20 protein-coding genes and 1 pseudogene are annotated in these 22,577 nt (G+C 68.4%); 18 read left to right on the top strand and 3 right to left on the bottom strand.

Annotated elements, in window-relative coordinates; genetic code table 11:
- Positions 1-23: 23 nt before the first annotated feature.
- The 14 genes from DEU38_RS23040 (at position 24) to DEU38_RS22980 (ending at position 15,162) form a co-directional block, all read left to right on the top strand.
- Positions 24-692 (top strand): DUF4157 domain-containing protein, encoded by a 669-nt coding sequence (locus DEU38_RS23040; RefSeq protein ID WP_114723719.1) that lies wholly within the window; start codon positions 24-26, stop codon positions 690-692.
- A 387-nt stretch (positions 693-1,079) separates the two neighbouring features.
- Positions 1,080-3,383, top strand: coding sequence for a hypothetical protein (locus DEU38_RS23035; RefSeq protein ID WP_181818908.1), 2,304 nt, complete (start codon positions 1,080-1,082; stop codon positions 3,381-3,383).
- Between the two features lie 399 nt (positions 3,384-3,782).
- Positions 3,783-5,318 carry a phage tail sheath subtilisin-like domain-containing protein gene (locus tag DEU38_RS23030; protein WP_114723717.1) on the top strand — a complete coding sequence of 512 codons (1,536 nt, stop codon included), beginning with the start codon at positions 3,783-3,785 and terminating at the stop codon, positions 5,316-5,318.
- 28 nt (positions 5,319-5,346) lie between these two features.
- A complete protein-coding gene (locus DEU38_RS23025; RefSeq protein ID WP_114723716.1) occupies positions 5,347-5,799 on the top strand; it encodes a phage tail protein in 453 nt (150 codons plus the stop codon).
- Positions 5,792-6,244, top strand: coding sequence for a hypothetical protein (locus DEU38_RS29455; RefSeq protein ID WP_114723715.1), 453 nt, complete (start codon positions 5,792-5,794; stop codon positions 6,242-6,244). The genes DEU38_RS23025 and DEU38_RS29455 overlap by 8 nt, the downstream gene beginning before the upstream one ends.
- The gene (locus DEU38_RS28680; RefSeq protein ID WP_181818907.1) at positions 6,241-6,399 is read left to right on the top strand and encodes a DUF6760 family protein; all 159 of its coding nucleotides are present in this window, start codon (positions 6,241-6,243) and stop codon (positions 6,397-6,399) included. Before DEU38_RS29455 ends, DEU38_RS28680 begins: the two co-directional genes overlap by 4 nt.
- A 1,214-nt stretch (positions 6,400-7,613) precedes the next feature.
- Positions 7,614-8,900 carry a hypothetical protein gene (locus tag DEU38_RS28165; protein WP_147283572.1) on the top strand — a complete coding sequence of 429 codons (1,287 nt, stop codon included), beginning with the start codon at positions 7,614-7,616 and terminating at the stop codon, positions 8,898-8,900.
- Between the two features lie 27 nt (positions 8,901-8,927).
- Positions 8,928-9,368 (top strand): phage tail protein, encoded by a 441-nt coding sequence (locus tag DEU38_RS23010; protein WP_114723713.1) that lies wholly within the window; start codon positions 8,928-8,930, stop codon positions 9,366-9,368.
- Complete coding sequence (locus DEU38_RS23005; protein WP_114723712.1) at positions 9,365-10,129, top strand: peptidase M23; 765 nt, start codon at positions 9,365-9,367, stop codon at positions 10,127-10,129. Before DEU38_RS23010 ends, DEU38_RS23005 begins: the two co-directional genes overlap by 4 nt.
- Positions 10,126-11,937: a VgrG-related protein gene (locus tag DEU38_RS23000; protein ID WP_258558116.1), complete on the top strand. Its 1,812-nt coding sequence runs from the start codon at positions 10,126-10,128 to the stop codon at positions 11,935-11,937. The genes DEU38_RS23005 and DEU38_RS23000 overlap by 4 nt, the downstream gene beginning before the upstream one ends.
- A gap of 25 nt (positions 11,938-11,962) precedes the next feature.
- The gene (locus DEU38_RS22995; protein ID WP_114723711.1) at positions 11,963-12,244 is read left to right on the top strand and encodes a PAAR domain-containing protein; all 282 of its coding nucleotides are present in this window, start codon (positions 11,963-11,965) and stop codon (positions 12,242-12,244) included.
- Positions 12,245-12,248: 4 nt separating this feature from the next.
- Positions 12,249-12,677, top strand: coding sequence for a GPW/gp25 family protein (locus tag DEU38_RS22990; protein WP_114723780.1), 429 nt, complete (start codon positions 12,249-12,251; stop codon positions 12,675-12,677).
- A complete protein-coding gene (locus DEU38_RS22985) occupies positions 12,674-14,617 on the top strand; it encodes a putative baseplate assembly protein (protein WP_258558115.1) in 1,944 nt (647 codons plus the stop codon). The genes DEU38_RS22990 and DEU38_RS22985 overlap by 4 nt, the downstream gene beginning before the upstream one ends.
- Positions 14,617-15,162 (top strand): phage tail protein, encoded by a 546-nt coding sequence (locus DEU38_RS22980; RefSeq protein WP_114723710.1) that lies wholly within the window; start codon positions 14,617-14,619, stop codon positions 15,160-15,162. Before DEU38_RS22985 ends, DEU38_RS22980 begins: the two co-directional genes overlap by 1 nt.
- Here DEU38_RS22980 and DEU38_RS22975 read toward each other — a convergent pair.
- A complete protein-coding gene (locus DEU38_RS22975) occupies positions 15,110-18,025 on the bottom strand; it encodes a BTAD domain-containing putative transcriptional regulator (RefSeq protein WP_114723709.1) in 2,916 nt (971 codons plus the stop codon). The genes DEU38_RS22980 and DEU38_RS22975 overlap by 53 nt on opposite strands.
- A 332-nt stretch (positions 18,026-18,357) precedes the next feature.
- Between DEU38_RS22975 and rfbA the strand changes: the two genes are divergently transcribed.
- From rfbA to DEU38_RS22960, 3 genes are read left to right on the top strand one after another with little or no spacing between them, the layout of a single operon-like run.
- Complete coding sequence (gene rfbA, locus DEU38_RS22970; protein ID WP_114723708.1) at positions 18,358-19,233, top strand: glucose-1-phosphate thymidylyltransferase RfbA; 876 nt, start codon at positions 18,358-18,360, stop codon at positions 19,231-19,233.
- Position 19,234: 1 nt separating this feature from the next.
- Positions 19,235-19,840: a dTDP-4-dehydrorhamnose 3,5-epimerase family protein gene (locus DEU38_RS22965; protein ID WP_114723707.1), complete on the top strand. Its 606-nt coding sequence runs from the start codon at positions 19,235-19,237 to the stop codon at positions 19,838-19,840.
- A 4-nt stretch (positions 19,841-19,844) separates the two neighbouring features.
- Positions 19,845-20,960: a S1C family serine protease gene (locus tag DEU38_RS22960; protein ID WP_114723706.1), complete on the top strand. Its 1,116-nt coding sequence runs from the start codon at positions 19,845-19,847 to the stop codon at positions 20,958-20,960.
- Between the two features lie 6 nt (positions 20,961-20,966).
- Here DEU38_RS22960 and DEU38_RS22955 read toward each other — a convergent pair whose 3' ends face one another.
- Positions 20,967-21,815, bottom strand: a complete 849-nt coding sequence (locus DEU38_RS22955; protein ID WP_114723705.1) for an LLM class F420-dependent oxidoreductase — start codon at positions 21,813-21,815, stop codon at positions 20,967-20,969.
- A gap of 88 nt (positions 21,816-21,903) precedes the next feature.
- The gene (locus DEU38_RS22950) at positions 21,904-22,416 is read right to left on the bottom strand and encodes a GtrA family protein (protein ID WP_114723704.1); all 513 of its coding nucleotides are present in this window, start codon (positions 22,414-22,416) and stop codon (positions 21,904-21,906) included.
- Between the two features lie 51 nt (positions 22,417-22,467).
- Between DEU38_RS22950 and DEU38_RS22945 the strand changes: the two are divergent.
- A pseudogene (locus tag DEU38_RS22945) lies at positions 22,468-22,577 on the top strand (superoxide dismutase); the annotation flags it as partial.

Here is a 22,577-nt window from a genome sequence, read left to right as displayed (position 1 = left end):
CCCTCGAGCAAAGGAACTGCGCCATGCGCGAACACCGATTCGACAACGACGAGGCGGCGCTGCGCCCGAAATCGGCTCGCCTCGACGAAACCTCGACGTCGCGACCGATCGGATCCGCTGCCGCTCAGGGCCGCCCGGACGTTCTCGGCCCCGAAGGACTGTCGGAGCTGCAGCGTGCCGCGGGCAACGCCGGCGTCAACACGCTCGTCGACGACGAGCCCTCCCCCGTGCACGATGCCATCGCCGGAGGTGGTCGGCCGCTGGATCCGGATGTCCGCTCGGACATGGAATCCCGCCTCGGACACGACTTCGGCGACGTCCGCGTTCACGACGACGCGGCCGCCAACCGGTCGGCCGGTGCGGTGCACGCCCACGCCTACACGGTCGGGTCGAATGTGGTTTTCCAGCGCGACATGTACAACCCCGGATCCGCCGACGGTCGGGTGATGCTCGCACACGAACTGACGCATGTCGTGCAGCAGCGGAGCGGAGCGGTGGACGGGGCGCCGGCGCCTGGTGGCATCAGCGTCTCCGATCCTTCGGACCGGTTCGAGCGGGAGGCGGCCGCCAACGCGGAACGCGTCGCGGGATCTGCTGATTCCGTTCAACGCGACGAGGTAGAGGAGGAGCCTGAAGAACCATCGATACAGGGCACGTTTCCTGCAACACGGACTAAAACAGAGTCCGGGTGATTGAGCGCAAAGCATTCGGAACACGTATCCGCAGTCACTGCGGCACACCGCCAATTACCCGCTCATACGTGTCCCTACGCGTATGCACTTAGATTCAGCGAACCATGCCTGAGATGAGGAATGTCGTTGCTTCAATCAATTCGAACCCGTGCCCCCTGGATCCGGACGTCGAGTATGAATACGCCACATCACGAGACGGCACTCGAGAATTCGGTTGGGCTACTGCATATGCAAAGAGTGGCCGGCAATCGTGCCGTCCGACAATTGGTGAGTGCCCAATGCTGTGGTGGCGAACACCAGCCAGGCTGCGGGTGTGAACAGGACGGCGTCGTCACCTACGACATTCAGGCCCACATGCCGTCCCTCCCCACGCTGGCAGTTCAACGTGTGCCATCGAGCTACGACGCCAAGGAGCAGAAGAAACTGATCGGAGAGGGCATCCGAGACAAGGACATTGGAAAGATCAAGAGCATCGACGACAGCGCATTTGTCCACGCGGACGACACCCAGTGCATCGACATGATCCTGATACTGCTCAACCAGGGTTGGGTCGGCCCGCGTGACGAGAACGCGATGTATTCCATCTGGAAGAGCCGCGGAAGGGCGGTGATAGCGCTGGCCTCGAAGTACGCCTACGTCTGGAACATGTGCCTACAGCGCGGTGTCACAACGATTTGGGACATCCCGGATCTGACGCCGGTGAAGCACGAGTTCAAACAGGCTGTCTCTACGAAAGCGCGCAGCTATCTAGACATCAACAAGAAGACCGTGGAGACGGAAAGGAAGCGCTACGGACTCGACAGCCCTAGTACAGCCCCGACTTCGGATCAAGGGCGCGCCCGCGAGGACCTGATGGTAGCTGCTGGCACAATCAAGAAGGCCAAGGCCGCCGTCGCGGCGTTGGACGGAATGCCAATCGGGTTCGACGGACCGGTCAATAGAGATCCACGTGGTCGGTCGGAGAAGTGTGTCGGCCCGTTCGATCCGGCGAATCCACCGGCCCTCGAATCCGGAAGTATCTGCCGTCCCGCTTCACCTTCCCAGAACCTTCCCACTTGGAACGAAACCAAGAAGAACTACGACCGTGTTCAGGCGATAGTCGATCACTTCGCCAAGCTATACCCGGCACTGGTCGCGCTCCGGGACGACACCCAACTCGACGCGGTAGCCAAGCTCGGCGTGTCTTCGGAACTTCCCGCCGAGCAACTTTCCGCCATGAACGTTATCGATCAGGCACTGGCAAACACCAAGGACAACATCGATCAGACCTACCCGCTACTCACGGATGCCAAAGTGGAGTTCGCCCTGGAACTGCAGCCAATCCATCAGCAACTGTTCCGCGAAGATCCAAATTGGAAAGAGCCGTTCAGGAAACTCATCGCGGAACGTGCAATTGAGGAGCACAACAACGTCCAGTTCTGGAACACAATGGGAGTTGCGGCCGCGGGAATGGCACTGATCGTCGTTGCAGAGATCACCACGGGGGGGCTAGCAACGTTCTTCCTCGCTGCAGCAGCGGCGGGCAGTTCCGCACAGGCGGCCGCCAGCTGGGACAAGTACCTCACGCTCAAGGCCGCCTCCGAGTCTCATCTGTCCGAGGAGACTAATCTGGTGCGACGGGACCAAGTCAGTGCACAGCTGATCGAGGCGACTCTGGACACCGTAATGGCATTCCTCGATGTGTACAGCGCGGTTCGAGGCGGAGCCACCGCCCTAGCGAAATCCCAGGCGGCCGAGGCACGCTTCGGCGAGTTGTTGGGAAAGGAAGCCCGAGTCGTTGCCGCCCAAGCCAAATCAGCGAAGGTGGAGTTAGCAGCTGGACACGAGATCGTCACCACGGAGCGGGGTATCGAGCGGTGCAGCACGGAACCGTGTCCGCTGATCGGCGCATTTTGGGAGAACACTCTCGAGCGAAATCCTCAGGTCAGGCTGCGACTGGACGATGCGGCCGCCAAGGCCCGCACCGACCCGGTGTACGCGGTTCGCAACGCAGCCTCGGCCGATATGTCCCTGCAGAGCATCACGGAGTTCGAACTTGAGCAGTGGGCGGCCACACTCCCCCAAATGGTAACCCGCGAGCGCGCAAAATTCACCGATCTCAAGCGGCTTCCCGAACATCGGGCGGACCTCGCCAACAAACCGTTGACCCCAGCCGACATTGACACGATCAACAGGAACATTGCCGAGATGAAAGCTGACGGCAGGCTCCCACAGCATTACGTGTACACGCCGCCAAGCGCTCCGGGGGCTGTGATCCCCCGGGACGTTTACACAAGGGCCTCCGAGATCATCGGCACACGACTCAGCGACGACAGTGCTGTCGCTGCGTGTTGGCGGGCCGCGGCGGAGCATGCGCTCAAGGGCGAGAAGCTAACCGCAGACAACTATGCGCCCGTTTACAAGTCGGCGCAGAAGAAGTTCTGGGAGTTGATTGGAGCCGACGAACATGCGGCTGCAAAGAAGTTCTTCACTGACCGCGGGTTCATCGTCAACGGGAAACGATCGGCATACCTCAACGTCGAGGGCCTGCACTCACAGGAGATCAGTGTCGGATTGGACCATATGCTGCCCAAAGCATCAGACGACAACTGGGTTCACGCGCTCAACCCGGAGCAACTCCAGACGCTGATCCAGGCAGACAACACCAAACTCAGCCACCTGGAGAAGTCCAACCCCTCATTGCGGCGCTGATACTCTGCGCTCGTGGCGAATCGCCACGTGGCAGCCTCATGACCACGTCTCGTCCGCTCACGTTTGGCACGTGGGTCAAACCCGACCGCCGCTCGCAGCAAACCTTTACCCCGCGCTGCAAAAGCGCCGATACAGTTCATCTCGGTCAGCCGAGGCAGGCCCGGCAACACCGACCGGTACGGCATCGGCGATCTCGTGCCCATCGTCCCTCGTCGATTCCATGGCACGCCATCTACCCATCCAAGTACGGCAGGCAGTACCGTCGAACTCAGACTCCGGGAGAGTTCGTGCCCAAAGGGGCACGGAAACGTGGCCACCCCGACGCCCACTCGCGACTGCCCCTCACGATTCGAGCCACGAAGAATTGACGTCATCGCGTCCCGCGTCCAGGAGGCAACCATGCCGACCTACCTGTCCCCCGGGGTCTATGTCGAGGAAGTCGACTCCGGTTCCCGTCCGATCGAGGGCGTCGGCACGGCGGTGGCCGCGTTCGTCGGCCTCACCGAATCCGGCCCGTTCAACAAGCCGACGCTCGTCACCAATTGGACCCAATTCACCAGTACCTTCGGCGGATTCGTCGACGGTGCTGCGCTCGCCCGCTCGGTGTTCGGATACTTCCAGAACGGTGGCGGAATGTGTTACGTCGTCCGCATCGGCGTCGACTACGACACCGCGAACGACAACCCCACACCGAAGGACGTGGAAAGCTCTCCACCACAGGGTGTTCTGGGCAATCTTCGGGTGATGGCACTCGATCCTGCCGCACCGAGCGGCAGCCTCGACGTCGAGGCCGCCGCGGCCGACGGCGACGCCCCGGAAGGGTCCTTCAAGCTCGTGGTGCGGCGCGGCGGCGAAGTGGTCGAGGAACACAACGGCCTCACCGCCGGACGCGGCAAGACCGGCGCCCAGACCCTCGTCAACGCGACTTCCAAGGTGATCCGCCTCGAGGCGGTCACCGGCAAGACCGTCGAGGACACGAAGCCCGGAATGACCACGGCACTCGAGGCACCGCCCCCACCCGCCGCAAAAGTCCCGGCCCGACTCTCGGGCGACGACTACGTCGGCGACGTCGCCGACCGCAGCGGGTTCTCCGGACTCGAGGCGGTCGACGAGGTCACCATGGTGTGCATCCCCGACCTGATGACCGCCTACCAGCAGGGCGCCATCGACCTCGACACCGTGCAGTCCGTCCAGCAGTCGATGATCGCGCACTGCGAGCAGATGGGCGATCGGATGGCGATCCTCGACCCGCCACCCGGCCTCAACGCCCAACAGGTCAAGGAGTGGCGCGTCGACAAGGCCGCCTACGACTCGAAATACGCTGCGCTGTACTGGCCGTGGATTGGGAACGGCAACGGCGAGTACCTGCCGCCGTCGGGCTACATCGCCGGCATCTGGGGCCGCAACGACGACACACGGGGTGTGCACAAGGCGCCGGCCAACGAGGTGGTGCGTGGCGCGGTCAGCCTGGAAACCCAGATCACCCGACACGAACACGACCTGCTGAACCCATGGGGCATCAACTGCATTCGTTCCTTCCCGGGACGCGGAATCCGGGTATGGGGTGCCCGCACCCTCTCCTCCGACCCGGCCTGGCGGTACCTGAACATCCGCCGGCTGTTCAACTACCTGGAGGAGTCGATCCTCGGCGGAACCAGCTGGGTGGTGTTCGAACCGAACGACCAGGCCCTGTGGGCGAAGCTGCGGCGCACCATCGGCGCCTTCCTGGTCAACGAGTGGCGGCGGGGCGCCCTCTTCGGCACCACCCCGGACGAGGCCTTCTTCGTCAAGTGCGACGACGAGACCAACCCGGCGGAAGGCATCGATGCCGGTGAGGTCGTCTGCCAGATCGGGGTCGCCCCGGTGAAGCCCGCCGAGTTCGTCATCTTCCGGCTCTCCCAGTTCTCGGGCGGCACCAGCCTGGTCGCCGAATGATCCTATCGAACGAAAGTGAGGTGCTCCCATGGCTCTTCCCGAATTCGACAGCTCCGTCGGCCACTCGTTCGGGCTGGAGTTCGACGGCATCCAGATCAAGTCCATCACCGAGGTCACCGGCCTGAAGATGGAGCAGGACGTGATCGAGTACAAGTCGAACTCGGCCGCGGACGGCAAGTATCTGGTCAAGAAACTACCCGGGCGGTGGAAGGCCGGCGAGGTCACGCTCACCCGCCCGCTCACCGAGGACAACAGTTTCGACAAGTGGGTCAAGGACTCTCAACTCGGGAAGATGGGAGACGTCCGCAAGGGCGGCGCGATCGTGGTCTACGACTACGAAGGCAGCGCCGTCAAGCGCTACAAGGTGACCAACGCGTGGCCCAAGAGCCTCGAGGTGAATTCCCTCAAGGCCGGCGACACCAGTGTGCTGACCGAGAAGCTGGTTCTCACCTACGAGCGCTGCGAGGTCGAGGGTGCGTAGGACCAACGCGGCCGCGGTGGCGGACGGCCCCCACGGCGACGTCCGGGGTGCCGCCGCCGACCCGCCCCCGGAGCGCCTGCAGACCGAGTTCTCGTTCGTGCTTCCCCGCGGCTACGTAGACGCCGACGGCACCGTGCACCGCGAGGGGACGATGCGCCTCGCGACCGCGCGCGACGAACTCGTCACGCAACGCGACGACCGGGTCCGCGAGAACCCGACCTACCTGACAGTGGTGTTGATCGCACGGGTGGTGACACGACTCGGCGACATCGACGATGTCCATGCGGGCATCGTGGAATCGTTGTTCGCCTCGGATCTGGCCTTCCTGCAGGACCTGTACCGGCAGGTGAACCAGGAGGGGCACACCCTGGCCGGCGTCGCCTGCCCGTCGTGCCACCACGAGTTCACCGTCGACCTCTCGGGTGGGCGCCTGGGGGAATCGTGACGTACGGGACCGACCGTCTCTACGAGGAGCTCTCGTACGTCGCGCTGCACTTCCACTGGTCGCGTGACGAACTGCTCGACCTCGAACACCACGAGCGCCTGCGCTACGTGGCGACCATCCGGCAGCTCACTGCCGACGACACTGCGGGGAGGTGAGAGCGGTGCGGTGGTGGCCGTGGCGAACACAAAGGTCCCCGGAGGCCCCCGCACCTGTGCGGGCGCCGGATCCGCAGTGGCACAGGATCCGCCCGCTCGCTCCCGTCATCTCGCGCATCCCGACCAGTGCGAGATTCGGCTCGTTCACCGCTGGGTTGTGCGTCGCGGCCGATCCGAGTGTCACCGGATCCCTGTCCCCCACCGTGGATCTCGCCCGGCCGCTCAGCCGACTCTTCGCCGGGGAACCGCCCCCGAGGCAGCGTCCCGGCCCAGTAACACCGACCCCCCGGACGCAAACCTTCGTCCAGAGACACAGCGGCGCAGCCATTCTCGGTTCCGCACCACCGGACATCACGACGGATCCCGGGCCCCCGACCGGACCCGGGGCGTCCGACCGGCCGATGATGACCGTGGCGCCGACCCCGGAACCGCGCCGACGTCTCCCTGTGTCCCGCGCGACCGCGATCGACCCCGACGCGTCCGCGACCGCCCCCGCACCGGTCGACGTCCCCGACACGGTCGATGCCCCCCAGGTGCAGATGGATCCGATGGACCCCGAGCCGTCTGCACCGAGCGACGGTTCGGGGACCGATACCCTCACCGAATCCGCGGCCGCCACACCCGAACCAGCGCCCCGGCCTCCTGCTCCCTCGCCATCCGCACCCGAGGTGCCCCCGTCCACACCGGACACATCCCGCGGCGCGCTGGATACGCCGACGCCGGTCCGCCCGATTCCCGGTCTTCGTGGCTGGGCCCCGCCGGTCGCCACACCGTCGGCACCGTCAGTACAGACGGCCACTGCGGCACGGACGGCACGCGGTCCCGCGCGACCTGCAACGGCCGCTCAGCGAGCACCCGAGCCTGGACCACCGTCCACGTCCCCTCAGACGGCACCCGAACCCGGGCCACCCGTGACGGCACACCACTCCGAGCTTCGACCGATGCCCCACGCGCCCACGCCTCGTCCGACCGGCTCGGAACGGGCACGACCAACCGCTGCAGGAAGCCCATCGACAGGGACTCCGCCAACCGGTGCCGCACTCCCGCCCGCGCCCAGCAATCACGAAATCGGGACGCCGACCCACCCCGGCACGAACGCGCCGGTCCCGCTCCAACGCGTACAGCAACAGAGTGCCGACCCGATCGAGGTGCGCGCCAACCGCGCCAACCACTCCGCACCGGCACAACGCCTGCCCGACGATTCGACTGGAACCGTGGACGGCGCGGACTCGCCCACAGCACGCCCCGCGCCGCCGGCGCCGACGCCGCTCGTGGCGGCCTTCCGCCTTCCCGCGCACGCCGAGGCGCCCGTAGCGAACGAGGTCGGCCCACCCCACCGGGACGACCGGGTGGGGCAAGACTCGTCCAGTCCGCCCCGTCCCGCAGCCTCCACCGCCCGCAGCGACGGAAGCAACAGCAGGGCCGACACGACGGGCTACGCCGACCCTGCGGGAATGCCCTCTGCGCCCACCGTCTCCCGCAGCCCTGCGGGACCACCGTCCACCGCCATCACCTCCCGTGGTCCCGTCCCGACCCCGCCCACGCCTGGCGCCCCCACCCCCTCGCGGAACACCGTCGATCGCACAGTTCCACTGCAGCGCAGCGCTGTCCGAGATCGCTCCCAACCACAGCCCGAGGTCGGCCCCGCGTCCGCTGCCGAGCCCGCAACTCGCCCAACCCAGGCACCGACAGACGCCGCCCGCACCACCACGCCGCACGACAGCGACCCCACACCCGCACTCCTCCGCACGGCGGCCCTCCGCACGGCGGCCCCCGCACCGCCCGACACGACCGTGCAGGCCGCCCGCGTCGCCCGGTTCTCCCCGCCGCCCGAACCCGAAGCCCCGTCACCCGGAGCCCCGTCCGGACCCGCCGCCCCGACGGGGCAGCGATCCGGGATCCCGATACGGGTCGCGCGCACAGCCGCGCCCGACCAACTGCCGCGCCCGACCGCGACCGCCCCCGAATCGACCCGCGCCACCGGCGAACCCGTGTCCTTCACCCAGATGTTCGCGGCGATGACCGGCAGCGGCGTCGCGGACGGCCCCGGTCGTCCGGCCGCCACCCCGACGCCGCTGCCGATCCAGCGTGTCCCGCTCCCGCACGACACCCACACGACGGCCCGCTCGCCGGAGCACATTTCACGCGAAGCAGTCACCGCCGAACCGACCCCAACACCTCGGTCGGCGCAGCCGAACCTGTCACGACCACCGCTCCCCGCCGATCCGCCCCGACCGGCCACCTCGACGCCGGCCCCGCTCCAACGAATCGAGGAACCCGACACCCCACCCGAGGCGACGCCGCCCCAGGCCGAAGGGCCCCCCGTAGTGGCCGCCACGCCGGCCCCGAATCCGACGCCGGTGGCCGGGGCGGCGCCGACCGCTGGCAGCGGACCGTCGCTGGACGAACTGGCGCGCCAGTTGTACGAGCCGCTCGCCGCCCGGCTGCGGGCCGAACTCTGGCTGGACCGCGAACGTTCCGGACTGCTCACGGACCGGTGACGCCGACCCGTCACGAAGGGAATTGCCATGGACGACACCGATCCCGCGGTCAGCGTGTGCTTCTCCGTGACGGTCGACTCCTCCCCGCTGGGCAACTTCACCAGCTGTGAGGGCCTGGGCTTGGAGATCGTGCTCGAGCAGCGGGAAGAGGGCGGCAACAACGGGATGGTGTGGCAGTTGCCCACCCGGGTGAAGTTCAGCAACATCAAGCTCTCCCGTCCGGTCGGCAAGGACAGCCACCTGCTGTCCAACTGGGTCAACGACGTCGTCAACGGGTTCGCCCCGACCACCGCGAAGATCGCGGCGATGAACACCGAGGGCAGCGTCGTCGCCGAGTGGTCCCTGTCCGGGGTGGTCCCGGTGCGGTGGACCGGGCCCAGTCTCACCCTCGACAGCCCCAAGGTGGCCACCGAGACGCTGGAGATCGCCCACTGCGGGATCCGTGGGACGGACAGGAGCAAGTCGTGACCGAGGCAGTCGCCATCCGTTCCGACGGCGCCGACACGAAGCCGGGGGCCCGCCCGGGCGCCACGGGCGCGCAGGTGCACGCGAGTCTCGAACTGTACGAGCCGCGGAAGGCGCCGGGCGGCAGCCAGCCCGGCGGCCACCTCGGAAGCATCGACTTCCAGTTCAACCCGAAAGAGGTGACGATCGCGAAGACGGCGAAGTGGGGCAGCAAACCGACGAAGGGCGCCAAGAAGGCCGGCCCACCGGAGTTCCTGGGCTCCGAGCCGTCCAAGCTCAGCCTCGAGATGTTCTTCGATGCGTGGGAGACGCAGGACAACAGCGTGGTGACCCGGGTGGACGCGCTGATGAAGTGCTGTGTACCCACCGAGAACACCAGCGGCACCGCGAAAGCCCTTCCACCACTCGTCATCTTCACCTGGGGCGGGTTGAAGAGCTTCCCCGGCTTCGTGACCCAGGTGAGCGCCAAGTTCACCCGTTTCTCGTCCTCGGGCGTGCCGATCCGCGCGGTGTGCACGGTCAACCTCGAGGAGATGCCCGGCGGCAAGGGTGGGCAGAATCCGTCTTCCCAGTCCGTCGCCGCGCGCTCGACCCACACCATGGTCGCCGGCGACTGCCTCCCACTGCTCGCGCACGCCGAGTACGGCGACGCGGCACTGTGGCGGAATATCGCCGCCTACAACGGGATCGACGACCCGATGCGCATTCCGGACGGGACCGCGGTGATGCTGCCCGCCCGTGACGATCTGACGAGGATGTGGTGACGGTGCCGACGACCGGCGGGTTCCAGATCGCGATCGACGGATCGCCGGTGCCCGAGGACGTCTCCGTCCTCCTGGTGTCCGCGTACGTCGACACCAACCTCCGCGTCCCCGACTCGTTCGTCCTCCGGTTCCGGGACCCGGACCGAACGGTGGTCTCCAAGACCGGCGTCACGATCGGTGCGAAGCTGACGATCACCATCGTCACCGACAGCCACCCCGAGCCGGAACGTCTCGTCGCCGGCGAGGTCACGGCACTCGAGGCCGAACACGAGGCCACCGGCACATTCACCATCCTGCGCGGTTACGACCAGGCGCACCGACTCTTCCGCGGTCGTCACACCGAATCCTTCACCCAGGCCACCGCTTCCGATGCCGCCACCGCCGTCGCGCGCCGCGCGGGTCTGGCCCCCGGGCGGATCACGCCCTCCCCCACCGTCTTCGATCACATCTCCCAGTGCGCGGAGACGGACTGGGAGTTCCTCGACCGTCTCGGCCGGGACATCGGTTTCGAGACCACTGTTCGTGACGACGAGCTCAACTTCGGCCCGCCCGAACGTGCCTCGACCGCACCGGACGGCAAGGCGAAGAATCCCCTGGTGCTGCGGTTCGGGGAGGACCTGGTGCGGCTGCGGTCCGTGCTCACGGCGGCCGGGCAGGTGGCCAGGGTCGAGGCGCGGGGCTGGGACGTGAACACGAAACGGCCGATCGTCGGGACCGCCGACGCCGGAACCCTCAGCGCGGAGATCCCCGGAACCACGCCGGCCGACCTGGCCGCCGCCGTCGGGAACCCGACGTTCACCGGCGTCGCACCCGCCCACCGCACCCAGCCCGAGGCGGACTCCGCCGCGAAGGCCATCGCCGAGCGGATCGGCGGCACCTTCGCGGAGGTCGAGGGCGTCGCGCGCGGCAATCCGAAGGTGCGCGCCAACGCCTGTGTGTCCCTGCAAGATCTGGGAGCACCATTCGACGGCAAGTTCCGGCTCACCACCGCCCGGCACCGCTACGACCCCACGACGGGATACACCACGACCTTCACCGCCTCCGGCAGACACGACCGCGGTCTGCTCGGCCTCGTCGGCGGCGATGCCGTGGCGGGGGCCGGGCACGGTGTGGTCGTCGCACAGGTCACCGATGTGAACGATCCCACCGGCAGCGGCCGCGTCAAGCTCAAGTTCCCGTGGCTGTCCGACGATTACGTCAGCGACTGGGCACGCACCCTCCAACCCGGCGCGGGCCTGGCTCGCGGGACGATGCTGCTACCCGAGGTAGGCGACGAGGTCCTGGTGGCCTTCGAACAGGACACCACTGAACGGCCTTACGTGCTGGGCGGTCTCTACAACGGGGTCGACACCCCGCCGACCGAGGGGATCCCGGTCGTCGACAGCGGTTCCGGCGAGATCAACCGGCGCTCGTTCGTGTCCCGACTGGGGCACCGCATCGACCTGCACGACGCGAAGGGACGCACCGAGGGGATCAGCGTCGGCACCGCCCAGCGCACCTGCTTCCTGGACCTGGACGCGGTCGGAACCACCGTCACCGTCCACAGCGACGGCACCGTGACGGTCGCGGGGGCGAAGGGTGTCACCGTCGACGCCGGGACCTCGCCGCTCACGCTGAAGGGTCACACCGTCTCCGTGCAGGCGACCAACGGGGTGACGGTGGCCGGTGGCACCGGGGCGGTGTCGGTCGACACGAAAGGCCGCGTCGACCTGCGCGGGTCACAGGTCGCCATGCGCGCCAACGCCACCCTTGACGTCCAGGCAGGCGGCCCCTGCACCGTCAAGGGCCTGCCGATCAAGCTGAACTGACCTCGCACGGAGAGGAGGACCGGACATGCCACCAGCGGCACGGGTGGGCGACCCGACCGGCCATCCCGGTGTCATCGGCCCACCCGGCGAACTCACCGTGCTGATCGAGGGCCGCCCGGCCGCCACCGTCGGTACGCCCCATATCTGTTCGTTCCCGCCCCCGGCGGTCCATCCACCGACTCCGCTGCTCCCGCCCGGCTGTCCGACAGTGCTCATCGGCGGGAAACCGGCGGCCCGGGTCGGCGACCTCTCCGGATGCGGAGCGCCGATCATCATGGGCGCCCTGACCGTACTGATCGGAGGCTGACGTGATGTCCGCGGACTTCGTCGGCGCCGGATGGTCCAGTCCGGTACAGATCGACGCCACCGGAGCCTTCGTGTTGGTCACCGGCGCAACCGATGTCGAGCAGGCTATCGAGATCATCCTGCGCACCGCACCGGGTGAGCGGCCGATGCGACCCGAATTCGGCTGTCGGGTGCACGATCACGTGTTCGCACCGACCACGACCGCCACCGCCGCCGCGATCGCGCACGATGTCCGTTCGGCGCTCGAGCAGTGGGAACCGCGCATCGACGTCGAGCACGTGTACGTCGACTTCGACGAGTCCGACCTCGGCGCGTTCTTCGTCGACATCGGCTACCGGATCCACGGCCGCAACGAGGCCCGCAACCTCGTCTTCCCGTTCTACGTCATTCCCGACGAACCCCCGCCCGGCCCGACACCCGAGCAAGGCAGGTGACCACCGTGCTCCCCGCCCCGAACCTCGACGACCGCGGATTCCAGGGACTCGTCGACGACGGCCGCCGGCTGATGCGGTCGCGATTCCCGGAATGGTCCGACCACAATCTGTCCGACCCCGGCATCACGCTCATCGAGGCGTTCGCCGCCATGCTGGACCAGCTGATCTATCGCCTCAACCGGGTACCCGACCGCCACTATCTCAAGTTCCTGGATCTGATCGGCCTGGAGTTGCGGCCCGCGTCGGCGGCCCGGGCGCAGGCGACGTTCTGGCTGTCCGCGCCGCAACCGCAGACGGTGACGGTGCGTGCGGAGGCGGAGGTCAGCACCGATCGCACGGACCTGCAGGAACCCGTGGTGTTCGCCACCCTCGCCGGCCTCGACATCGTGCCCTGCACCCGGAGTCGGGTGGCCGTGTCGGCGGGCGACGCGGATCCGGTCGATCGCACCGTCGATCTCGATCGCGGCGGATTCGACTGCTTCGGGTCGCGGCCGGCGGCCGGGGACTGCCTCCTGGTGGGGCTCTCGTCGGCGGTGCCCTCGTGCGCGGTGCTGCTGCGACTCGAGTGCCGGGTGTCGGGCGTCGGCGTGGATCCCCTCCGCCCACCGCTCGTGTGGGAGGCCTGGACACCCCACGGCTGGGTGGGCTGCGAGGTGGATCGCGACGAGACCGGCGGGTTCAACAAGCCGGGTGACGTCGTGCTCCATCTCCCCTTCGACCATTCCGCGTCCGTGGTCGCGGGCCGGCGCGCGGGCTGGGTCCGGTGCCGGGTGGTCGCGCCGCTCCCCGACCAGCCGATGTACTCGCGCTCACCGCATGTCGATGCGATAGCCGCGATGACGGTCGGCGGAACCGCCCCCATCGCCCACGCTCGCGCGATCCGCGACGAGGTGCTCGGGGTGTCCGACGGCAGTGCTGCGCAGCGTTTTCCGCTCCGTTTCGGCCCCGTCGTGCCCGGCGCCGAGCCGGGGACACTCACCGCGACGGCGGCCGACGGCGCGGTGTCCGAGTGGACCGCGGTCGACGACTTCGCCGAGTCCGGTCCGGAAAGCCCGGTGTTCCACGTCGACGCGGTGTCCGGGGAGATCGCCTTCGGACCGGCCGTCCGCGAGGCGGACGGATCGGTGCGCAACTACGGCGCCGCACCACCCAAAGGCGCCGTGCTGCAGTTGCACTCGTACCGAATCGGCGGTGGCACACGCGGGAACATCGGCGTCGGCCAGATACGGGTGCTCAAGACCTCGGTTCCCTACGTCGCCCGGGTGGAGAACCGGATCGCGGCCGTCGGCGGCGCCCAGGCCGAGACCGTCGAGGAGTTGAAGGCGCGCGGGCCGGTGGTGCTGCGGTCCAGAGGTCGTGCCGTCACGACGGAGGACTTCGAGCAACTCACGCGGGAAGCCGCCCCCGAGATCGCGCGCGTGCACTGTCTCGGTGAGGAATCAGGTCTGGTCCGGGTGCTGGTCGTCCCCCACGTCGCGGACGACGAGGCCGGCCGCGTCCGCATCACGGACCTGGCCCCGCTGCCGGAAACGCTGCGACACATCGCGAAGTTCCTCGACCGGCGCCGGTTGATCGGAACCCGGGTGATCGTCGAACCCCCCGAGTACATCGGGGTGACCGTGGCGGTCGGGCTCACCGCCCTGCCCGGCAGCGACGAAGCGAGCGTCAAGGCGGACGTCTCAAGCCGGCTGTACGCACTGCTGCACCCGCTGCGCGGCGGGCAGGACGGCACGGGGTGGCCGTTCGGCCGCAGCCTGCGGGTGCACGAGGTGAACTCACTGCTGGCATCGGTTCCCGGCGTGGACATGGCCGGTGAGATCACGGTGCACATGTTCCCCACCGATCCGCACACCGGCCAGCGTGGTGACGCGACCGATCGGATCCTGGTGCCCGACAACGGATTGATCTGCTCGTACCGACACTCGGTTCTGGTGCAGTGATGCGCGGGACGGTGGACCGACTGGGCACGCCCCGACCACTCGGGGCGACGCTGCCGGCGCTGTACCTCGACGACCACTACGTCCAGGGCATCTGCGAGGTGGCGGACCGACTGCTGGCTCCTGCCTTCCTCGTCCTCGACTCCTACCATGCGTACCTCGACCCCACCACCACGCCGACGGACGCGCTCGACTGGCTCGCCGGGTGGCTCGGGCTCACTCTCGGCAGCGACGAGACGCCGACTCGCAAGCGCGAACTGGTGCAGGCAGGGGCAGAGTTGCTCCGATGGCGCGGAACCGCGACTGGTGTACGGGACGCTGTGGCCGCGGCCTTCGGGGTCGACGTCGAGGTGGTGGAACCGGGTGGCGCGTCGTGGTCGGACCGACCGTCGTCGACACCGGAGCTGCCGACCCAGGTCGGCGTCACGGTGCGCGTTACCGCCACCGATCCGGCGCACGTGGACATCGCCCGCTTGGATGCCCTGGTCGCGGCCGTCACTCCGGCGCACGTGCCGCACCGGGTGGAGGTCGTCGGTCCGGATTCGTGACGGCTCTTCCCGCCACCTCGGCACGCGCCCGCGAATACTCGCGCCGGGTCTGGTCCGCAGCACACCGGTCGCCGGTGGCCTCGTCGAGCGCGATGAGGAGTTCCCACGGACGGTCCTGGTAGGGGTTGAGCCGGACGGACATTCGCGCCGCCTCCCGCGCATCGTCGCCGTCACCGAGGGCCCGGCAATCCTCCGCGAGCGCGGCGGCCGCTTCCGCCGCCGCCCGGCGCAACCGATCCCGGATCTCCGTGACGAACTCGGCCGGGCCGTCCTCGGGCAGCAGATCGCCGCGATAGAGCTCGAGGGCCTCGCGGCGCATGCGCACCCGATCGACGATCCCGTCCGGCCCGATACCCGAAGCGCCGGCCAGGACTTCCTCGAACGCACTCACGTCGCTCACGGTTCCCCGAGGTAGGTGCAATCCGTAGGCCTCACCGCGACGACGAATGCTCACGCCAGTGCTCCCGAGGAGCGAGCGAATGCTAGAGACCGCGACCTGAAGGCGATGACACGCCACCTCGTGCACGACCCCTGGCCACAACGCCTCCTCGAGCACTTCGCGGTGCACGTGCCGTCCGGAGTGGAGCGCGAGAATGTGCAGGAGCGCAGCGGCTTTCGGACGTATTCGGGACATGTCGACGGGCCGCCCACCTACCTCGAAGCCGAACCCGCCGAAGCAGCGGACGGCAACCCGAGACAGTGTCGGGGTGCCGGCCCGCACGGACGTCGCCCCCTCCCCGAGCAGTTCCGCCAGCCCGAGCACCTCCAGGGTGCGGCGTGCATCCACTTCCGCCGAGGTCGGGACGGCTCCTGCCCCCTGACCCTCCTGCTCCCGCGCGAGAGTGGCCACCGCGTGTGCACCGCGCACCCGTAGCGCGCGGCAGCGCCCGGCCAACTGCGCGAGCGCCCCCGAGTGGCCTTCCCGCTCGCGCGCCTCCAGACACGCGAACACCTGGGCCCACACTTCCCCCACCTCGGCGCCCGCCTGCGCGAACAGCTCGCCGGCATCCGTGAAATCGTTGTGCGCCTGCTCGTCCCGATGCCTGGACCGAACGAGGGCGGTCGACATTCGGAGGATCGCGGCTCCCCAGCGGTCGCCGGAGTGGACGCACTCCCGAACCAACTCGTCGCAGGCTGCGAGTCGCCAGTGCGCCGAGACGGCGAGCGCGGCCTCGTGGAGCCCTCGACACAGCCGGGCGAGCCACGGGAAGCCCGCAAGCTCCGCATCCAGGGAGATTTCGCCGAGCCGATCGGTCGGGTCGCCGGGCGCCCCGAACACGATATCGACGACGGACCCCGCCAACCTGGCGAACAGGCTCGCGACCGGATCGGATTCCTGTTCGGCCGACTCCGCCAACGACTTCCGTGCACCGACCAGATCGCCCATCGACACCGCGACCAGCCCCTCGATCAAACGGGCATGCGCGCCCTCGGTCCGGGAACCGCCCTGAGCGTCGGACGGGGTCGTCCGCAGCGCCGACCGCACAGGCGCACTCCAGTGCTCCGATCCGCCCGTTCGCACGCCCCCACCGCCCGGTCGCCACAACTCGACGAGAGCCCGTTCGCGGCGGCAGACGGTCTGGTACTCGGGATCGTCGCAGAGATCCTGGGCCCGCCGATATGCGTTGCCCGCCTCGGCGAGTGCACCCGTCCGCCCGAGGCGCCGGGCCTCGGCCATCGCCAGCCAGGGATCCTCGCGCAACATGTGAGGAGGAAACGGGAGATCGCCGAGCGCCGAGGCGACCTCGGCGGATTCGTGCACCAGCCGACCGACCGCCACCCAGTTCCCGGCCTTGGCGTGCGCGATCGCCGCGTCCCGATGGTGCTGCGCGGCCTCGAGCAGTCCGGCACTCCGCGCATACCAGGCCCTGGCCTGCGCGATCCCGTACTCCTCGACGAGTTCGGACTCGAGGTGGGTGCGGAGCACCTCGTGGTAGCGGTAGGTCGCCCCGTCGTCGTCGCAGGTGGTGAACAGCTGTCGTCGCTCGAGCAGATCGAGCACCCGGCCGCTCCCGGTCTCCCCCAGCAGGCCGTCGCACAGTGGGCCGGTCAACCGCCCCAGGGTCGCCGTCGTGAGCATGAATCGACGGGTCTTCTCCGGGAGTTCGGCGAGGACGTTGCGGGTCAGGTACGACCGGATCAGCTTGGACCGTCCGCCCAGTTCCTCGACAGCGTGCTCGCGCCCGGCGGGCGTCCGCCCCGTGGTGGCCAGGCGGAAAAGGGTCAGCCCGGCCGCCCACCCCCCGGTACGCCTGGTCAGGGCCGCCGCGGATTTGGGCGCGATCGGCTCCCGGAAGATCTTCGCGAACAGTTCCTCGACCTCCCAGTGGCGGAACCGCAGATCGTCACCGTCGATCTCACGAACCGTCCCGGAGACACGGAGTCGGGGCACATTCAGGTCGGGAGGCCTGCGGCTGCCCATGAGCACCCGCAGCCGTCCCGGACGCAGCGCGACGAATCGCGCCAGGGAGGTGGACGCCTCGCTGGCCTCGATCTCGTGGACGTCGTCGAGGATGAGCAGCGCACTGGGCCCGCGCCATCCGTCGAGACGGCCGAGCAGGTCGGCCATCGTCTCCACGTCGCCGGCCTCGACCCCGGTCACCGGCATCAGTGTGTGCGCGAGGTGCGCGACGAGACCCGCCTCCGCTCGGTCGTCGGAGGCGGCGCGATACCAGCCGACGGGGATTCCACAGCGGTCCGCTACCCACGCGAGCAGGGTGGTCTTCCCGGCCCCGGCAGGTGCGACCACGAGGCCGAGCGAACCCGCAGGCAGCTTGCAGAGCGGGTCCACCAAGCGGCGCCGGATCAGCCCGTGCACCGGTGGGCGCCGCAGCTTCTCCCTCAGTACGATCTGCCCAGTCATCGGAACCGACGGGCCGACTCACTCCGCATTCCGACCACGGCCGGTCGCCCGACTCGGCCGACCGGCCGTGGTCGCAGTCTGTGAAACTGTGTTCGTACCCACCACATTGCTCGTACCCTCGCCCGGCCAAGCGCCGCTGGACCGTCATGCAGTTCGTGGTAGACCCCTCAGGATCATAACGCCGCAGGTGTGCTGCCCGGCTGGCGCGCACAGCCGTCCGTGCCGGTTTCCTCCTACTGTGCACGCACCCGGACGCGGCAAACCGGACGCGCATTCGACGAGCGCACCCACTCCCCCGAAATCCCGCCGCCGCCCGTGAAACACTTCAGTACATGCGCGGAATCATTCTGGCTGGTGGCACGGGCAGCCGGCTGCACCCGATCACGCTGGGCGTGAGCAAGCAGCTGGTGCCCGTCTACGACAAGCCGATGATCTACTACCCGCTCTCGACGCTGATGCTGGCCGGGATCCGCGACATCCTGATCATCACCACCCCCGGCGATGCGGACCAGTTCCGCAATCTGCTGGGCGACGGCTCCCGGTTCGGCATCTCGCTGAGCTACCAGGTGCAGCACGAACCGAACGGTCTCGCTCAGGCGTTCGTGCTGGGCGCGGACCACATCCGTTCGGATTCGGTGGCGCTCGTCCTCGGCGACAACATCTTCTACGGCCCGGGCCTGGGCACCACGCTCACCCGATTCCACGACGTCAAGGGCGGCGCGGTGTTCGGGTACTGGGTGTCGGATCCCGGCGCGTACGGCGTCATCGAGTTCGACGACGCGGGCACCGCGATCTCGCTGCAGGAGAAGCCGGCGGCGCCGCGGTCCAACTACGCGGTGCCGGGGTTGTACTTCTACGACAACGACGTCGTCTCCATCGCGCGGGACCTGACGCCGTCGGCGCGCGGCGAGTACGAGATCACCGACGTCAACCGCACCTATCTCGAGGCCGGACGCCTGCAGGTTGAGGTGCTGCCGCGGGGCACCGCGTGGCTCGACACCGGCACGTTCGATTCGCTGCTCGACGCGTCGAACTACGTGCGCACCATCGAGCAGCGGCAGGGCCTCAAGATCGGCGTTCCGGAGGAGGTGGCGTGGCGGCGCGGCTTCATCTCGGACGACGAACTGCGCGAGCGCGCGCAGCCGCTGGTCAAGTCCGGTTACGGCACGTACCTGCTGGGACTGCTCGACCGCGGCAGAGAATGGTGACATGGATTATCGGGAGTTGAAGGTTCCGGGGGCGTGGGAGATCACGCCCCGACAGTTCGGCGATCACCGCGGGGTGTTCCTCGAATGGTTCAAGGAGCCGGGCTTCACCGGTTTTTCCGCGGCGATCGGCCGGACGCTGGACCTGCAGCAGGCGAACTGCTCGGTGTCCGCCGCCGGTGTGCTGCGCGGCATCCACTTCGCCGACGTCCCACCCGGTCAGGCCAAGTACGTCACGTGCGTCAAGGGCGCGGTCCTCGACGTCGTGGTGGATCTGCGGGTCGGGTCGCCGACGTTCGGGCAGTGGGATTCGGTGCTGCTCGACGACGTCGACCGTCGCGCGCTCTTCGTCTCCGAGGGCCTCGGGCACGCGTTCCTGTCGCTCGAGGACGACTCGACGGTGATCTACCTGTGCTCGGCCGGCTACAACCCCGAGCGCGAGCACGAGGTGAGCCCGCTGGACCCCGGCATCGGCATCGAGTGGCCGGGCGTCGGACGCGACGGCACACCGCTGCAGTGGACGCTGTCCGACAAGGATCTCGCCGCGCCGACACTGCTGCAGGCCCGCGATTCCGGTCTGCTGCCGGTGTACCGGGAGGGAAGCGACTGAACCCATGAGAGCGACGAGGGTGCGCCGCGCCAGTGCTGCCGTTGCAGTGCTCGTGGCCGCAGGCCTCGCGCTCCTGGCCATACCTCTCGAACACGGCACAATCGACGCGTCGCCGCCGGCGACGACGACGTCGGTCGTGGCACCGGCTCCCCCGCCGGCCGTTCCGCTTGCCCCGCAGGAACTCTCGGCCCGCGTCGTTCCCACGATCGTCACCGTCACGACCCACTCGGCGCTCGGTACGACGGCGGGAACCGGAATCGTCCTGCACCCGGCCGATTCCGCGGCGATCGTGCTCACCAACCATCACGTGATCGACGGCGGCACCGACATCGCGGCGACCAGCATGCACGACATGCGCCGGTATCCCGCCGAGGTCGTCGGCTACGACAGCTCCCGCGATCTCGCGGTGCTCCGACTGCCCGGCGGCAACGCCCTGCCGACCGCGGCGCTGGGGTCGGCGCACTCGGCGCGTGTCGGCGATCCGGTGACCGCGATCGGGAACGCGGAGGGCGGCGGGGTGCCGGTGCCGGCACCCGGCGCCGTCACCCGGCTCGGCGTCACGGTCACCACCCGCAACTCCACCGACGGCTCCCGCAATCAGCTGTCGGGGCTGATCGAGGTGGACGCCGACGTCCGGCCCGGCGACTCGGGCGGCCCGCTGGTGAACGCGTTCGGCGAGGTGATCGGGGTCAGCAGCGCCGGGAACGCCGTCGAACGTGACGTGCCGCAGGCGCCCGCGCCGAAGTCGTACGCGATCCCGATCGACTCGGCGATGGAACTGGTGGACCAGGTGCTGACCGGCCGGCCGTCGGACACGGTCCACATCGGCCCCACCCCGATGCTCGGGGTCAGTGTCCGCGACCACCGCGACCCGATGTCGAACGTGCCCGCGGGTGCGGAGGTGACGCTCGTCAGCTTTCGCAGCCCGGCCGAGGTTGCCGGACTCGCACGCGGCGACGTGATCGTCGAATTCGACGGCGTACCCGTCCGCGCCGCCGCCGACCTCACGATCCGGATGAACGCCCTCCACCCGGGCGACCCCGTCCAGCTGCAGTGGATCGACGCCACCGGCGCCCCGCGATCGGGGTCGCTGGTGTTGCAGGAGGGCCCGCCGCGCTGACCGGCGTCAGCCGATGCCGAGCTTGCCGGCCAGGCGCTGCAGGTACGCGCGGACCTCGTCCTCGGAGCTGTCGGGCATCCCGAACAGCGCCTCGCTGACGCCGAGATCCTGCCAGCGGGCCAGCCTCTCGGCATCCGGCTTGCCGGCGAGGACGATGATCTCGGGCTGCCCGGAGCGGCCGGAGTCGGCCCAGATCTTGCGCAGCAGCGTGACGTTGTCCTCGATGTCCTGCTCGATCGGCGTGGTGATCCAGCCGTCGGCCGAGCGCGCGATCCATGCGAACGTCTTCTCCGACGCGCCCGCACCCACGAGGACCGGCGGACGCGGCTGCTGGATCGGCTTGGGCCACGCCCAGCTCGGCCCGAAGCTCACGAACTGCCCGTCGTACGACGCCTCCTCCTGCGTCCACAGCGCCTGCATCGCCTCGAGGTACTCGCGCAGCGCGGTCCGACGCTTCTTGGGGTCGACACCGTGGTCGGCGAGTTCCTCGGCGTTCCAGCCGTAGCCGACGCCGAACGTGACGCGCCCACCCGACAGGTGATCGAGGGACGCGATGGTCTTGGCGAGCGTGATGGGGTCGTGCTCGAGCGGCAGCGCCACCGACGTGCCGAGCCGGATCCGCGATGTCACCGACGCGGCGGTGCCGAGCGCGACCCACGGGTCGAGGGTGCGCATGTAACGGTCGTCGGGCAGGGTCTCGATGCCGGTACCGGGGTGGTTCGACTCGCGATTCACCGGAATGTGCGTGTGTTCGGGCACGTAGAACGCGTCGAAGCCGCATTCCTCCACTGCCTGCGCGGCCGCCGCGGGGGTGATGCCTCGGTCACTGGTGAACAGGCTGATGCCGTAGCGCACGATCTGACTCCTCCGCGTGGTTCGGTTCAGGAAATGTAACCTGTTCCAACCGAAACCGGAAGTGTCTCCAGACAGGTGTCCAGCAGCGTCAGCGGATCTTGAAGATCACCGCGCGCTGGACCACGAAGTTGATGACCGTCGCGGTGCCCTGCGCGATCACGAATGCCAGCGGCACGCGCCACCATTCGTCCGGGAACACGTTGTTCATCACCGCGTTGAGGCCCACCTGCACACCGAAAGTCACGCCGTACAGCACCACGACGGCGACGAAGCGGGCCCGACTCGGCTCGGCCTTGAACGTCCAACGACGATTGATGAGGTACGCGGTGGTGGTGCCGGCGACGAAGCTGATGGCCTTCGCGACGTCACGCTGCAGCCCCAGTGCGAGCATCAGCACGTACAGCCCGAAGTCGACGACAGCGGACAGGCCACCGGTCAGCACGAAGCGCACGATCTGCGTCTTCAGATCCAGCGACTCGTCGGCGATGGACTCGGTGACGGGGATCTCGACCGGCAGCGGGACGTGCGGTTCGTGGGCGTGGGGGGTTCCGGACACGGGAACGAGCGTAGGCGAACCGTACGCGCGGATCCGTGGTGACATCCGGCACAAGCTGTAGACCTCGAGCGCACTCGAGGTTGCATGATCAACTACATGACCGTTTACTCACTGCCCGATCTCCCCTACGACTACGCCGCCCTCGAGCCGCACATCTCCGGCAAGATCATGGAGCTGCACCACGACAAGCACCACGCCGCCTACGT

Source organism: Rhodococcus sp. AG1013 (assembly GCF_003350365.1).
In the GTDB taxonomy this organism is placed as follows: domain Bacteria; phylum Actinomycetota; class Actinomycetes; order Mycobacteriales; family Mycobacteriaceae; genus Prescottella.
The sequence above is the reverse complement of the archived record's forward strand: the minus strand, read 5'-3'. Positions and strand labels throughout refer to the sequence as shown.